Genomic DNA, 14,728 nt, shown 5'->3' with positions numbered 1-14,728 from the left:
AGGCGCGTGTTAGCCTAACGCGCACAAGAGAACTGCTCTGAACGGAATGCCTAGCCTATGACCGCGAACCTGTCCCCGCAACACCCCTCGCCTGACCAACATGAACACCTCGAACGCAGCCTGTCCAACCGCCATATCCAGTTGATCGCCATCGGTGGCGCCATCGGCACCGGGCTGTTCATGGGCTCGGGCAAGACCATCAGCCTGGCCGGCCCATCGATCATCTTCGTCTACATGATCATCGGCTTCATGCTGTTCTTCGTCATGCGCGCCATGGGTGAACTGCTGCTGTCGAACCTGGAGTACAAGTCGTTCATCGACTTCTCCGCCGACCTGCTCGGCCCCTGGGCGGGGTATTTTACCGGCTGGACGTACTGGTTCTGCTGGATCATCACCGGCATCGCCGACGTGATTGCGATATCCGCCTATTCACAATTCTGGTTTCCCGACTTACCGCAATGGGCACCCGCACTGGCCTGTGTCGGCCTGCTGTTGTCACTGAACCTGATCACGGTGAAGATGTTCGGCGAAATCGAATTCTGGTTCGCGATGATCAAGATCGTCGCCATTCTCGCCCTGGTAGGCACCGGCTTGTACATGGTCTTGGTCGGCTTCGAGTCACCGAGCGGGCGCAGTGCCGATCTGGCCAACCTCTGGAGCGATGGCGGGATGTTCCCGCATGGCTTGATGGGCTTCTTCGCCGGTTTTCAGATCGCCGTGTTTGCCTTCGTTGGTATCGAGCTGGTGGGCACCACCGCCGCTGAAGCGAAGAACCCCGAGCGCACCCTGCCACGAGCGATCAACTCGATTCCGGTGCGGATCATCGTGTTCTACGTGCTGGCCCTGATCACCATCATGGTGGTGACACCGTGGCGCGATGTGGTGCCGGGCAAGAGCCCGTTCGTTGAACTGTTCGTGCTGGCTGGCCTGCCAGCAGCAGCGAGTATCATCAATTTCGTGGTCCTGACCTCGGCGGCGTCCTCGGCCAACAGCGGCGTGTTCTCCACCAGCCGCATGCTCTTCGGCCTGGCCCAACAAGGCGACGCACCGCGTAGTTTCGAACACCTCTCCAGCCGCAAGGTGCCGGCTAACGGCCTGTACTTCTCCTGCACCTGCCTGTTGCTCGGTGCCGCACTGATGTACGTGATTCCCGATCTGATCGAAGCCTTCACTCTGGTGACCACGGTGTCGGCGATCTTGTTCATGTTCGTCTGGACCCTGATCCTGCTGTCGTACCTGCGCTATCGCAAACATCGCGCAGCCCTGCATCAGGCTTCAAAGTACAAGATGCCCGGCGGACGCTTCATGTCAGTGGTGTGCCTGGTGTTCTTCGCCTTCATCCTGGTGCTGTTGAGCCTGGAAAGCGATACCCGTCAGGCACTGATTGTCACGCCGCTGTGGTTCCTGCTGCTGGCGGTGACCTACCAGTTCGTGCGTAGCAAGCGAAAGCCGCGTACTGAGGTGCGCAGTACTTCGGGCAACTGATACGAGCCCAATACAAAGGGCCGCATCTGCGGCCCTTTTTCCCGACGTTTAGCCTAGTTCCAAACCATCTAGCACAGCCTCAGCCAAGGCCAACCCTTTTTCTAGCGAGTTTTCCGTGGCCATCAGCAAACTGCGCAGCGGTTCCTCCGCTTTTTCCAGCGCCAGGGCGTTAGTCTCATAGGCGGCTTTCAGTGCCGCCACCGCGCAAACCAACGCATCCGCGCCATCGACACCGGCATGCACCGAGAACATAGCGGCATGAGCCTGGTGACAAGTACCGAAATGCGCGCTGGCAGTTACGGGGCGGGGTTTATGGATGTTGAGCAATTCCGGGCTCATGGATACACCTCACGACGCACTGCTTGGCGCATTTGCAATGCAGGGGTTTCGACGTCGATCAGCGTGAACGGTGGATCAGGAACGATCTTCTTGAGCATGGTGCTACTCCTTGCAACTCTTCTGAAGTGTTTCTCCGAGCCCATACGCCAGGATGGGTGGACGGAGCCGTGCGGGTTGGCGTGCCGGACAGAAGAACCGGTGAGCCCGAAGGCTCCCACACACGACTCCGCCCATAATGGGTGCAGCCTTGCAGAACACAGCGCTGGATACGCTAGTGCTCTTTCTTCTGTACTCGAGACGCCAATCCCGACCCGCAGAATCTACTGCGGTGCGGCACGGTACTCAAGTCTCAAGGGTGTGTCAAAATGTTCAGCCTGCCGGATGCGCACCAGCGCGGCGCAACCGGCTGCACCGTTCTACGGGTTAAGCTCCAGGCCGGTGCAGCAATTTCTTCTGCGTCCCCTCAACACCCGTGCCAGAGCCCTTGGCGGTTCCGGCACAGCCCTTGCTAAAGCTCTCTTGCGAAATCGCCATCTGCCTTACCCGCACATTCGAACTCAACGGAGAGAGCACTATGAAGCGTCGCAGTCTGATCAAGGCCTTCACCCTCAGCGCGTCCATCGCGGCAATGGGCCTGAGCTGGAGCATCCAGGCCGCCGAGACCATCAAGGTCGGCATCCTGCATTCGCTGTCCGGGACCATGGCGATTTCCGAGACATCGCTCAAGGACATGGCCTTGATGACCATCGAACAGATCAACGCCAAGGGCGGCGTCAACGGCAAGTTGCTGGAGCCGGTGGTAGTCGATCCGGCGTCGAACTGGCCGCTGTTCGCCGAGAAGGGCCGCCAGCTGCTGACCCAGGACAAGGTCGCAGTGGTGTTCGGTTGCTGGACCTCGGTATCGCGTAAATCGGTGCTGCCGGTGTTCGAGGAGCTCAATGGCCTGCTGTTCTACCCGGTGCAGTATGAGGGCGAAGAGATGTCGCCCAACGTCTTCTACACTGGCGCCGCGCCCAACCAACAGGCGATCCCGGCAGTGGAATACCTGATGAGCGAAGAAGGCGGCGCAGCCAAGCGCTACTTCCTGCTGGGCACCGACTATGTCTACCCACGCACCACCAACAAGATTCTGCGCGCCTTCCTCCACAGCAAGGGCGTGGCCGACAAGGACATCGAAGAGGTCTATACCCCGTTTGGCCACAGCGACTACCAAACCATCGTCGCCAACATCAAGAAGTTCTCTGCCGGCGGCAAAACGGCAGTAATCTCCACGGTCAACGGCGACTCCAATGTGCCGTTCTACAAGGAATTGGCCAACCAGGGCCTGAAAGCTACCGACGTACCGGTGGTGGCCTTCTCGGTGGGTGAGGAAGAGCTACGCGGGATCGACACCAAGCCGCTGGTGGGTCACCTGGCGGCCTGGAACTATTTCGAGTCGGTCGACAATCCGGTCAACAGCCAGTTCGTCGCGGACTGGAAAGCCTACGCCAAGGCAAAAAACCTGCCAGGCGCCGACAAGGCGGTGACCAACGACCCGATGGAAGCCACCTATGTTGGCATCCACATGTGGGCCCAGGCGGTGGAGAAAGCCAAGTCCACTGACGTCGACAAAGTCCGCGCAGCGCTGGCCGGGCAAACCTTCAAAGCGCCATCGGGCTACACCCTGACCATGGACAAGACCAACCATCACCTTCACAAGCCGGTGATGATCGGCGAAATCCAGGATGACGGGCAGTTCAGCGTGGTCTGGGAGACCGAGCAGCCACTGCGGGCACAGCCTTGGAGCCCGTTCATTCCGGGTAATGACAAGCGCCCGGATTATGCGGTGAAGGGTGACTGATAGCCCCAGGCTCCCACAGGTACTGCATGCCGCAAACCTTGTGGGAGCCGGTCTTGCCGGCGATGAGGCCGGAGCAGACGACACACCTCTCAAAACCGCGACGGATCCCGCCATGCCCAAGGCTCTTCACTGCCTCCTCCTCGGCCTGCTCCTGCTGCTGCCCCTAGGCGCCCAGGCTAGCGACGCCGACTACTTCATCGCCGCCAAGGCCAACGAGCAGGCACGCCTGCTACAGGATTGGGCCGCGCAACCGGACCCAGCCCGTCTGGACCTGCTGACCTCCCTGCAGCAGGGTCGCTTGAGCCCCACCGACAGCCGCAAACTGCGCCTGAACAACCGCCTGCGCGGCCTTGTGGAGAACGCCCTGGCCAGCCATCAACTGCTCAGCAACGACGCCAAGCTGCGCCTGGCCGCAGCCCAGCAACTGCAAAAATCTGCCCAACCCGCGCAGGTCGCCTTCCTTGACCGGCGCTTCGCCAGCGAAACCGATGCCGCCGTGCATGCCGCGCTCGGCCTGGCCCTGGCCAACCTGCAACTGGTTGCCAGTGACCCGGCGGTGCGTCTGGCTGCCGTGCGCCTGCTCGGTGAAACCGGCGACCCCATGGCCCTCACCCGTCTCGAGGCGCTGCTCGCGCCGGGTGTAGAGAGCAATGCCAACGTGCGTACCGCCGCCGAAACCAGCCTGGCCCAGGTCAAGCGCAAGCTGCTGTTCGGTGAACTGCTCGGCCAGGCGTTCAGTGGTCTGTCGCTGGGTTCGATCCTGTTATTGGCGGCCTTGGGCCTGGCGATAACCTTCGGCCTGCTCGGGGTGATCAACATGGCCCACGGCGAGATGTTGATGCTCGGTGCCTACGCCACTTACGTGGTGCAGGTGCTGATCCAGCGCTACGCACCAGGTGCCATCGAGTTTTACCCGTTAATTGCCCTGCCGGTAGCCTTCGCCGTCAGTGCCGGTGTTGGCATGCTCTTGGAGCGTACGGTGATCCGTCACTTGTATGGCCGACCGCTGGAAACCCTGCTGGCAACCTGGGGCATCAGTCTGATCCTGATCCAGGCCATTCGCCTGCTGTTTGGTGCGCAGAACGTCGAAGTAGCCAATCCGGCCTGGCTCTCCGGCGGCATTCAGGTGCTGCCCAACCTGGTGCTGCCCTACAGCCGCCTGGTGATCATCGCTTTCGCCCTGTTTGTGGTGTTGCTGACCTGGCTGCTGCTAAACCGCACACGCCTCGGCCTGAACGTGCGGGCAGTGACCCAGAACCGCAACATGGCCGCCTGCTGCGGCGTGCCCACAGGACGTGTCGACATGCTCGCCTTTGGCCTTGGTTCAGGCATCGCCGGCCTCGGTGGCGTAGCCCTGAGCCAGATCGGCAACGTCGGTCCTGACCTGGGCCAGAGCTACATCATCGATTCGTTCCTGGTGGTGGTGCTCGGCGGCGTCGGGCAACTGGCGGGCAGCCTCTGGGCCGCATTTGGCCTGGGTATCGCCAACAAGTTGCTGGAGCCGCAGATCGGTGCGGTGCTCGGCAAGATCCTCATCCTTGCGCTGATCATTCTGTTCATCCAGAAACGTCCGCAAGGCCTCTTCGCACTCAAGGGACGGGTAATCGACTGATGAATCAGCCTCTGCTTGTTACCGCCAGCCAGAAGGTCGGCCCGCGCTGGACCCTGGTCACAGGTGCTGTTGTCCTGCTGGTGCTGTTGGCCCTGCCGTTGTTGTCGCTGTTGCCCAACGGCCATGACCTGCAGGTCTCGGCCTACACCTTGACCCTGGTCGGCAAAATCCTCTGCTACGCCATCGTTGCCTTGGCGCTGGACCTGGTCTGGGGCTATGCCGGCTTGCTGTCGTTGGGGCACGGTCTGTTCTTCGCCCTCGGCGGCTACGCCATGGGCATGTACCTGATGCGCGAAGCAGCGGGCGATGGCTTGCCAGCGTTCATGGCCTTCCTGTCCTGGAGCGAACTGCCCTGGTACTGGGCCGGCACCCAGCATTTTGCCTGGGCCTTGTGCCTGGTGGTGCTGGCACCTGGGTTGTTAGCGCTGGTGTTCGGTTTTTTCGCCTTTCGCTCGCGGATCAAGGGCGTGTACTTCTCGATCATGACCCAGGCCCTGACCTTCGCCGGCATGCTGCTGTTCTTTCGCAACGAGACCGGTTTTGGCGGCAACAATGGCTTCACCAACTTTCGCAGCATCCTCGGCTTTTCGATCACCTCACAAAGTACCCGCGCGGTACTGTTTCTGCTGACCGTGGCACTGCTGGTTGTCAGTCTGTACCTGGGCTGGCGCCTGGCCCGGAGCAAGTTCGGCCGGGTGCTGACCGCGCTGCGCGATGCTGAAAACCGACTGATGTTCTGTGGCTACGACCCACGCGGCTTCAAGCTGTTTGTCTGGGTGCTCAGCGCTGTGCTCTGCGGCCTGGCGGGTGCGTTGTACGTACCGCAGGTAGGCATCATCAATCCCAGTGAAATGTCGCCAACCAACTCCATCGAGGCCGCTGTTTGGGTGGCCCTGGGCGGACGAGGCACGCTGATCGGTCCGTTGCTCGGCGCCGGTCTGGTCAATGGCATGAAGAGCTGGTTCACCGTCGCGTTCCCCGAGTACTGGCTGTTTTGCCTGGGCGCGCTGTTCATTCTGGTCACCTTGTACCTGCCCAAGGGCGTCGTCGGGTTGTTGAAGAAAAGAGGTGAACAATGAGAGCCATCCCCCTGCCACCTGCCCATCCAGAGTTCATGCTCGAACCAATCCTCGACGCTGGCAGTGGTCGTGACGCCATCGGCCTTGGCCAAGCGCGCGGCGAAGGCCTGGATGTCCGTCACGGCACGATCCTGACCCTGGAAGACATCAGCGTCAGCTTCGATGGCTTCAAGGCCCTCAACGCCTTGAACCTGTACATCGGCGTAGGTGAGCTACGTTGCATCATCGGTCCCAATGGCGCGGGCAAAACCACACTGATGGATGTGATCACCGGCAAAACCCGGCCCACCACTGGCAAAGCCTGGTTCGGCGACACCCTGGACCTGACCCGTATGAGCGAAGTGCAGATCGCTCAGGCAGGTATCGGGCGCAAGTTCCAGAAGCCCACCGTGTTCGAGGCCCTTAGCGTTTTCGAGAACCTGGAGCTGGCGCAAAAGGCCGACAAATCGGTGCGGGCTAGCCTGGTTGCACGTTTGAGCGGTGAACAGAAAGACCGCATCGACGAAGTGCTGCAGACCATCCGCCTGAGCAGCTCAGCCCAGCGCCCGGCAGGGTTGCTGTCGCACGGCCAGAAGCAATTTCTGGAGATCGGCATGCTGTTGATGCAAGACCCGCAATTGCTGCTGCTCGACGAGCCGGTGGCGGGCATGACCGACGCCGAAACCGAGTTCACCGCCGAACTGTTCAAGGGCCTGGCCGGCAAGCATTCGCTGATGGTGGTCGAGCATGACATGGGCTTTGTCGGCAGCATTGCCGACCATGTCACCGTGCTGCATCAAGGCAGTGTATTGGCTGAGGGTTCGCTCGAGCAGGTGCAGGCTGATGATCGGGTGATCGAGGTTTATCTGGGGCGCTGACGCGCAAGCTGCAAGCTGCAAGCTACAAAGTACAGAGAGGACTTCCAGTGCTGCAAATCAATCAATTGCACCAATACTACGGCGGCAGCCACATTCTGCGCGGCCTATCCTTTGAAGCCAAGGTCGGCGAAGTAACCTGCCTGCTCGGCCGCAACGGCGTCGGCAAAACCACTCTGCTGCGCTGCCTGATGGGCCTGTTGCCCACGCGCGAAGGCAGCGTGCACTGGGAAGGCCAGGCCATCACTGCGCTCAAACCGCACCAACGGGTCCAGGCCGGTATCGCCTACGTGCCCCAGGGCCGGGAAATTTTCCCGCGTCTGAGTGTTGAAGAAAACCTGCTGATGGGCCTCTCGCGCTTCAGCGCTGGGCAGGCCAAAAGCGTCCCACCGTTCATCTACGAGCTGTTCCCGGTCCTGCTGCAAATGAAACAGCGTCGCGGTGGCGACCTCTCCGGCGGTCAACAACAGCAACTGGCCATCGGCCGAGCCCTGGCCAGCCAACCACGCCTGCTGATCCTCGACGAACCCACCGAAGGCATTCAGCCCTCGGTGATCAAGGAAATCGGTGCGGTCATCAGCAAACTTGCCGCACGGGGCGACATGGCGATCTTGTTGGTCGAGCAGTTCTACGACTTTGCCGCCGAGCTGGCCGATCAGTACCTGGTAATGTCCCGAGGCGAGATTGTTCAGGCCGGACGCGGTGAAAACATGGAAGCCGAAGGTGTGCGCGGGCTGGTAACCATTTAACCTGAGCGACACTTCGTAGACGTTCGAGAAACTGCCATGACCTACCTGATTCGTGATGCCGTATCTGCCGATCTGCCGGGCATTCGCGACATCTACAACGATGCCGTGCTCAACACCACGGCGATCTGGAATGAACAACCGGTCGACCTGGCTAATCGCCAGGCCTGGTTTGACGCCCGCCAGGCGCAGCACTATCCGATTCTGGTGGCGGTGGACGCTGCTGATACAGCAGAAGTGCTCGGCTATGCTTCATTCGGTGACTGGCGCCCTTTCGAAGGCTTTCGCCATACCGTCGAACATTCGGTGTATATCCGCAGTGACCAACGCGGTAAAGGCCTGGGGCCGCTGCTCATGCAGCCGCTGATCGAACGCGCCCGCCACTGTCACAAACACGTCATGGTCGCGGCCATCGAAGGCGGCAACAGCGCCTCGATTCGCTTGCACGAACGCCTGGGTTTCACCCTCAACGGGCACATGCCGCAAGTGGGGGTGAAATTCGGTCGCTGGCTCGACCTGACGTTCATGCAGTTGATCCTCAACCCTGGTGCGACCCCACGGTCACTGGAGTGAAGCCTTTATGAATCCTGGGTACCTCAACCGCGTCACCCACGAAAGCCTCGCCCATTACCGCGACGGCCTGGTGGCGTTGCTACTGGATGCTGTGCGCCAGGGGGCTTCGGTTGGTTTTCTGGAAGATATCGATGCCCAACAGGCCAACAGCTACTTCGATGAAGTCAAACAGCGCCTGGCCAGTGGCGAGCTGTTGCTGTGGGTGGTGAGCAAGGATCAGGAGGTACTGGGCAGCGTGCAATTGGGGCTGTGCCAAAAGCCTAATGGCCTGAACCGGGCTGAAGTACAGAAGCTGCTGGTGCACAGTGAAGCGCGACGACGAGGCCTGGGTCAGCAGTTGATGCAAGTACTGGAACTGACCGCGCAGCAGAAACAGCGCGGCCTGTTGTACCTGGATACCGAAGCAGGTTCCGCGGCCGAGGCGTTCTATCAGTCGCTGGGGTACGCCAAGGCTGGGGAGATTCCGCAATATGCCTGCGGGCCGGATGGCACCTACCGGGCGACGGCGTTGTACTACAAATTGATTTAAGGTCCGCGAGGCAAATCGGCCTAATTGATTCGCAGGTACCGCCTTGCCCGATGCGGGGCAAGACGGTACCTGAGGCTTCAAGACTTGTTCATTGCCAACCCCACGTCATCAATGATCGCCTTGGCGAACCCGCTGAGGTAATAGGCTGCCAAAATCGTATCTTCGTCTCTATCCGTGACACCGATCAAGATCAGTTTATGCACACACCCGAGCAGCGTTGAGGCTTCTTCCAGCGCGTAGTCGCAGGGCACGCCCGGTGAAATTCGAAACAGGCCCATGGGTGGATGCTGACTTTGAATGAAGCTCGCAATGCCTACCGTCTCGTCAGTCTTGGCTGATGAATTGGTACTCATGTCATCGCTCCTCTGTCCATGCCTTGCAGCCTGCTCAGCGCATGCTCGACCAAGGCTCTAGCCATTTCAGCCGAATACAGCACATTCACCAGCATGCCCTGGCCGGGTTCATTGGCGTGGACGCGGCAGAATTCGTCGGTGGTTTCGTGTATGCCACGCAGCAGTTCACTGGCGTAGGCCAGGGAGTCTGGGGGGATCAGATCGCTATGGATGGAGAAGTAGGGGGTGGTGATGAGGGGACGAGGTGGATCTGGAACGATCTTTTTCATGACGTAACTCCTATATCTATCAGGAGCTACCTCCGTATCCCTCTCACAGGATAAGGGTGGCAGCCGTACGCGGGGTGAGAGACCGGTAGACATAGGAAACCCGGCCAGACCGAGGTCTGCCCGCGCACAGCTGCCATAACTAGCTGCATCTATTATCTACACGGGCTCTCACACCCGGTCGCCAATGTAGCGACCCGAGGAAACTAGCCCTGTAGCGCCTTTCTAACAACAGAGAAAAGGCGGCAGCGTGCGTAGGATAGTTCCGAAAGTGACTAACACTGAAATTTTCCGAGTGTTTTCAGTTTTAGTCAGTCTTGCTTGGGCGGCCCTCTACGCTATGAGCAATCGAAAAAATCATCTACTGACAAAAATGCTAGGTAGCGCTTCGATTCACCCCTGCACAAAACGCCTCAAACGCTGCTGGAGCATGCTGTTCTCACGGCGCAACTGCTGAACCTCTTCCAACAACTCCAGCGCCAGCGCCACCCCTTCCCACTCCAGTTCCAGCTCGCGCTGCAGCTTCGCTGCACGCTTGGCCAGTACTGGCGCCTGATCGTCAAACAGCCATTCTTCCGGGGTTCGCCCGGAAGGTTCAACAATGCCGTGTTCGACAATTTCGATCACGTAGGCCGCCGGGAGATCGGCTTCCCGACAAAGGGTCTGCATGTCCAGTTGAACGACCAGGGTGCTCATAGTCAGCTACTCCATTGTGTCCTCGGATTGAACGCCGCCTTTTCTGCCAACTTGCTCCACAACTCACGGGTTGTGTCGTCGCTCTGGCTGGGCATCACCACTTTCAGTTGCGCATACAGATCACCACGCTGGCCCTGCTTGTTGGCCAGGCCCATGCCCTTGACCCTCAGGCGTTGGCCGCTCTGGCTGTCTGGACGGATGGTCAGGTTGATCTTGCCAGTCAGGGTCGGCACGGCGACCTTGGTGCCCAACGCTGCCTCCCACGGTGCCAGCGGCACGGTGATGATCAGGTCATGACCTTCGACATCGAACAGCGGATGCGGTGCCATGCGAATGGTCAGGAACAGATCACCGTTGGCGCCCCCGCCAATACCCGAGGCGCCCTGGCCTTTCAGGCGAATCTTCTCACCATCGGTAACGCCGGCCGGGATCTTCACGTTCAGCGTCTTGGTGGTAAAACCGGTTCGCTGGCCATGGGCGTTGTGCTGCGGGACCTGGAAGCTGATCTGCTTCGACTCGGCGGACAAGGTTTCCTCAAGGAAAATCGCCAGTTCCATTTCCACGTCCTGCCCTCGCCGACCGGCGCTGCGTTGCTGGCCGCGGCCAAAAGGATTGCCGTTGCCGTTACCGTTGCGCGCACCAAAGATCGAGCTGAAGAAGTCGGAGAAATCACCGCCTTCAAAACCACCGGAACTGCGGCTTTCCCAGCCTGGCGGGCCCTGGAACGGCCGGCCGTGCTGGCCGTACTTGCGCAGCTCATCGTATTCAGCGCGTTTTTCCGGGCTGCTCAAGGCCTCGTAGGCCTCGTTGGCCTCCTTGAATTTTTCTTCCGCGTCACGCTCTTTGCTAACGTCGGGGTGATATTTGCGCGCGAGCTTGCGGTAGGCGGTCTTGATCGCCTTGTCGTCCGCCGTCGGCTCTACGCCAAGTATCTTGTAATAGTCTTTGAAGTCCATCTAAGGAATCACCATCAAGTTGTTCGATGCTGCTGAAGATTGGGGTCAAGCATAGCCTTTCAAGTCGCCCTTGGGTTTGCTGTAAAGCAGATAATCGGTCTTGATTCTGCTGACAGCTGGCATAAACTGCGCGGCCGTTTTTCCCCCGGACAGTACATCCCATGAGTGACGCATCCCCGGCCCGTGCCTGCGGCATCGACTTTGGCACCTCCAACTCCACCGTCGGCTGGCATCGCCCCGGCGTTGAGTCGTTGATCGCCCTGGAAGACGGCAAGATCACCCTGCCGTCGGTGGTGTTCTTCAACATCGAGGAGCGCCGCCCGGTCTACGGCCGGCTGGCCCTGCACGAATACCTCGAAGGTTATGAAGGCCGGCTGATGCGCTCGCTCAAGAGCCTGCTGGGCTCCAAGCTGATCAAGCACGACACCAGCGTGCTTGGCACCGCGCTGCCGTTCAAGGACTTGCTGGGCATGTTCATCGGTGAGCTTAAAAAGCGTGCCGAAGCCAACGCCGGCCGCCCGTTCGACGAAGTGGTACTGGGTCGCCCGGTGCATTTCGTCGATGACGACCAGGCTGCCGACCAGGAAGCCGAAGACACATTGGCTGAAGTGGCAAAGAAAATCGGTTTCAAGGAAGTCTCCTTCCAGTACGAGCCGATTGCCGCCGCCTTCGACTACGAGTCGAACATCCAGGGTGAAGAACTGGTGCTGATCGTCGACATCGGTGGTGGTACCTCGGACTTCTCCCTGGTACGCCTGGCCCCTGAGCGGCACATGCTCGATGACCGCCATGACGATATCCTCGCCACCGGCGGCGTGCACATCGGCGGTACCGACTTCGACAAGCAGTTGAGCCTGCAGGGCGTGATGCCGCTGTTCGGCTACGGCAGCCGGATGAAAAGCGGTGCCTTCATGCCCACCAGTCACCACATGAACCTGGCCACCTGGCACACGATCAACTCGGTGTACTCGCAAAAATCCCAGCTGGCCCTGAGCAGCATGCGCTACGACATCGAAGACACCGACGGCATCGACCGCCTGTTCAAACTGATCGAACAGCGCGCGGGTCACTGGTTGGCCATGGAAGTGGAAGAAACCAAGATCGAACTGACTCACAACGACCGCCGCCTGGTCGACCTCAAGCGGGTCGAGTCGGGGCTGAACGTCGAGCTGACCCGGGCGTTGTTCGAAGAGTCGATCGACAACCTGCTGGAACGTGTGCGGGGCAGTGTCAGCGAGCTGTTGATCAAAGCCGGCGTGGGTGTGGCCCAGGTCGATACGGTGTTCTTCACCGGTGGTTCGAGCGGTATCCCGGCCCTGCGCCAGAGCGTGGCGGCGATGCTGCCAAATGCGCGCCATGTTGAAGGCAATATCTTCGGCAGCATTGGTAGCGGTTTGGCGATCGAGGCGCGCAAGCGATACGGTTGAGGATATTGGGCCGCTATGCGGCCCTTTCGCCGGCAAGGCCGGCGAAACGCTTCACACCAGCTCAGCCTGCCGCAGTTCACTCTTCAGGTAGGCATAGTAGATCGGCCCCGCCACCACTCCCGGCAACCCGAACGCCGCCTCGCAGACCAGCATCGCCAGCAGCAATTCCCACGACTTGGCACTGATCTGCCCACCAACAATCCGCGCGTTGAGGAAGTACTCGACCTTGTGGATAACAATCAGATAGCCCAGCGCCGCCATAGCCACCCAAATCGACAGCGACAAGCCAACGATAGTGATCAGCGTATTGGACATCAGGTTGCCGATCACCGGCAGCAGACCAAGCAGGAAGGTCAGCACGATCAGGGTCTTGGTCAGCGGCAGGTGCACGTCGAACAGCGGCAATACCACGGCCAGGAAAATTCCGGTAAAGAAGGTGTTGAGCAGGGAAATCTTGATCTGCGCAAAGACGATATTGCGAAACGCCTGAACCAGTAGCGCCAGCCGATTGAACAGCGCCGCCGCCAAAGGCTTGCGCCGAGAAATATCCGGAATCCGCTGCAAGGCAACAATGGCCCCGAGGATCATCCCGATCAGCAGGGTAACGAACATGTGCGCCGCGCCCTTGCCCACCAGTTGCAACTCGCCCAGATGGGTCTTGAGCCATTCGCCGATGGCGACTTTGAACTCCGCCGCACTGGCAGGCAAGTAGGCATCGATAAAGGGCGGCAGCTGGCCGCGGGCTTGATCGACCAGCAGCATGAACTTGTCCAACGAAGCGCCAGGATTCTCGGCTTCGTGCAACAGAAAGCTGATTGCGCCGGCAAACAGCAAGGTCAAGGTGCTGACCACCAGCGTGCCGAGCAACGCCACCGCCACCCAACGCGCGCGCTCCCCGGCGATCAGGTGCTGCAGTTTTGGGGTGAGCATGTTGACCAGTTCGAATACCAGCAGACCGGCCAACAGGCTCGGCAACAGCTTGAGCGGCAACGCCAGCAACAGACCGGCGAAGACAATAATCCAACTGGCCATTTTGATCTGGCGCGGGGTAAAGGTCATACAACCTCAGGGGCAACTGCGGGGGGAAACGCGCAGTCTGCCAGCCTTCACTGGGCAGGCATAGTGGCAGAGCGGGCCTGGCGTCGATATTGCTCCGGCGTGCAGTGGGCATGGCGCTGGAACATGGCAATGAACGCCGAGGGGCTGCTGTAGCCCAGGTCGAAGGCAATCTGCTGGATTGGCAGGTTTTGCTCTAGCGCATCGATAGCGCGCAGAAAACGTAGACGCAGGCGCCACTCTCCAAAGCTGATGCCCAGCTCACGCAAGAACTGACGCGCGAGCGTACGTTCACTGACATGCACAGTCGCCGCCCATTCAGCCAGCGGCCGGTTGTCACCGGGTTCGGCGTGCAACGCTTGCAGTACACCCTCCAGGCCGCCGCTGCGGGCATAGGGCAGAAAGCAGCGCTGGGTCGGCGCTTGGCGCAGTTGGTCGACCAGGACCTGAGCCAGCCGATGATCGGCGGGGTCTTCAGGGATCTTCACGTCGCGCCGGGCAAAGTCGCCAAGAATGGCCTTGAGGATCTCACTGATCACCAGGGTACAGGGCTGCGCCGGCAATGCCTGGCACAAGGCACGGTCCAGATACACCGAGCGGTAGACGATGGCCTGGGGGTTGTAGCAGCTGTGTTCCGTGTCCGGCGGCACCCATACCGCATAGTGCGGGGGCGAGACAAAGCGCTGGCCGTCGATCTCCAGGTGCATGATGCCGTGGGCCGTATAGTTGAGCTGACCCCAGGTGTGACGATGCGCAGCGCTGTGGGTATCGGCGCCAAACTCGTCGTAGCGAAAGTACACTGGCGACGGCAAAGCAGCGAATTGCGGGATATTGAGGTATTTGCGCGACATGCTGTCTGGATCGATGGGTAGGTTGTCTGGATGCAAGTATAACTAACAGGACAGACAAGCGGATAA

Annotated in this window: 16 protein-coding genes; 9 read left to right on the top strand and 7 right to left on the bottom strand. The window is 60.1% G+C overall.

Annotated elements, in window-relative coordinates:
• Positions 1-57 precede the first annotated feature (57 nt).
• On the top strand, positions 58-1,485 hold the full coding sequence (gene cycA / locus ACQRAX_RS18170) for a D-serine/D-alanine/glycine transporter (RefSeq protein ID WP_412040636.1): 1,428 nt from the start codon (positions 58-60) through the stop codon (positions 1,483-1,485).
• A gap of 48 nt (positions 1,486-1,533) precedes the next feature.
• On the opposite strand, the gene ACQRAX_RS18165 is transcribed toward cycA, so the two are convergent.
• A complete protein-coding gene (locus tag ACQRAX_RS18165) occupies positions 1,534-1,824 on the bottom strand; it encodes a hypothetical protein (RefSeq protein WP_412040635.1) in 291 nt (96 codons plus the stop codon).
• Positions 1,825-2,398: 574 nt separating this feature from the next.
• Between ACQRAX_RS18165 and urtA the strand changes: the two genes are divergently transcribed.
• From urtA to ACQRAX_RS18130, 7 genes are all read left to right on the top strand, one after another.
• The gene (urtA, locus tag ACQRAX_RS18160; protein WP_412040634.1) at positions 2,399-3,664 is read left to right on the top strand and encodes an urea ABC transporter substrate-binding protein; all 1,266 of its coding nucleotides are present in this window, start codon (positions 2,399-2,401) and stop codon (positions 3,662-3,664) included.
• A gap of 112 nt (positions 3,665-3,776) precedes the next feature.
• Complete coding sequence (gene urtB / locus ACQRAX_RS18155; RefSeq protein WP_412040633.1) at positions 3,777-5,276, top strand: urea ABC transporter permease subunit UrtB; 1,500 nt, start codon at positions 3,777-3,779, stop codon at positions 5,274-5,276.
• Positions 5,276-6,355, top strand: coding sequence for an urea ABC transporter permease subunit UrtC (urtC, locus tag ACQRAX_RS18150; RefSeq protein ID WP_412040632.1), 1,080 nt, complete (start codon positions 5,276-5,278; stop codon positions 6,353-6,355). The genes urtB and urtC overlap by 1 nt, the downstream gene beginning before the upstream one ends.
• 35 nt (positions 6,356-6,390) lie before the next feature.
• Positions 6,391-7,212: an urea ABC transporter ATP-binding protein UrtD gene (gene urtD / locus ACQRAX_RS18145; RefSeq protein WP_412040655.1), complete on the top strand. Its 822-nt coding sequence runs from the start codon at positions 6,391-6,393 to the stop codon at positions 7,210-7,212.
• Positions 7,213-7,259: 47 nt separating this feature from the next.
• A complete protein-coding gene (urtE, locus tag ACQRAX_RS18140; protein ID WP_412040631.1) occupies positions 7,260-7,958 on the top strand; it encodes an urea ABC transporter ATP-binding subunit UrtE in 699 nt (232 codons plus the stop codon).
• Positions 7,959-7,994: 36 nt separating this feature from the next.
• Positions 7,995-8,528 (top strand): GNAT family N-acetyltransferase, encoded by a 534-nt coding sequence (locus ACQRAX_RS18135; RefSeq protein WP_412040630.1) that lies wholly within the window; start codon positions 7,995-7,997, stop codon positions 8,526-8,528.
• A 7-nt stretch (positions 8,529-8,535) separates the two neighbouring features.
• Positions 8,536-9,057: a GNAT family N-acetyltransferase gene (locus ACQRAX_RS18130; protein ID WP_412040629.1), complete on the top strand. Its 522-nt coding sequence runs from the start codon at positions 8,536-8,538 to the stop codon at positions 9,055-9,057.
• A gap of 77 nt (positions 9,058-9,134) precedes the next feature.
• Here ACQRAX_RS18130 and ACQRAX_RS18125 read toward each other — a convergent pair whose 3' ends face one another.
• The 4 genes from ACQRAX_RS18125 to cbpA all read right to left on the bottom strand — a co-directional run bounded on the left by ACQRAX_RS18125 (position 9,135) and on the right by cbpA (position 11,328).
• Positions 9,135-9,410, bottom strand: a complete 276-nt coding sequence (locus ACQRAX_RS18125; RefSeq protein ID WP_412040628.1) for a DUF3077 domain-containing protein — start codon at positions 9,408-9,410, stop codon at positions 9,135-9,137.
• Positions 9,407-9,679: a hypothetical protein gene (locus ACQRAX_RS18120; protein WP_274071306.1), complete on the bottom strand. Its 273-nt coding sequence runs from the start codon at positions 9,677-9,679 to the stop codon at positions 9,407-9,409. The genes ACQRAX_RS18125 and ACQRAX_RS18120 overlap by 4 nt, the downstream gene beginning before the upstream one ends.
• Positions 9,680-10,069: 390 nt before the next feature.
• Entirely contained in the window at positions 10,070-10,372 is a 303-nt protein-coding gene (locus ACQRAX_RS18115; RefSeq protein ID WP_412040627.1) for a chaperone modulator CbpM, read from the bottom strand.
• Positions 10,373-10,374: 2 nt separating this feature from the next.
• Complete coding sequence (gene cbpA / locus ACQRAX_RS18110) at positions 10,375-11,328, bottom strand: curved DNA-binding protein (protein ID WP_045182232.1); 954 nt, start codon at positions 11,326-11,328, stop codon at positions 10,375-10,377.
• Between the two features lie 161 nt (positions 11,329-11,489).
• Between cbpA and ACQRAX_RS18105 the strand changes: the two genes are divergently transcribed.
• The gene (locus tag ACQRAX_RS18105) at positions 11,490-12,755 is read left to right on the top strand and encodes an Hsp70 family protein (protein ID WP_412040626.1); all 1,266 of its coding nucleotides are present in this window, start codon (positions 11,490-11,492) and stop codon (positions 12,753-12,755) included.
• 51 nt (positions 12,756-12,806) lie between these two features.
• Here ACQRAX_RS18105 and ACQRAX_RS18100 read toward each other — a convergent pair whose 3' ends face one another.
• Positions 12,807-13,814 (bottom strand): AI-2E family transporter, encoded by a 1,008-nt coding sequence (locus ACQRAX_RS18100; protein ID WP_412040625.1) that lies wholly within the window; start codon positions 13,812-13,814, stop codon positions 12,807-12,809.
• Positions 13,815-13,861: 47 nt separating this feature from the next.
• Positions 13,862-14,662 carry an AraC family transcriptional regulator gene (locus tag ACQRAX_RS18095; protein ID WP_412040624.1) on the bottom strand — a complete coding sequence of 267 codons (801 nt, stop codon included), beginning with the start codon at positions 14,660-14,662 and terminating at the stop codon, positions 13,862-13,864.
• Positions 14,663-14,728 lie beyond the last annotated feature (66 nt).

It is taken from the genome of Pseudomonas sp. UM16, from assembly GCF_050312595.1.
GTDB lineage: Bacteria > Pseudomonadota > Gammaproteobacteria > Pseudomonadales > Pseudomonadaceae > Aquipseudomonas.
This window is presented reverse-complemented; position numbering and strand designations above follow the sequence as displayed.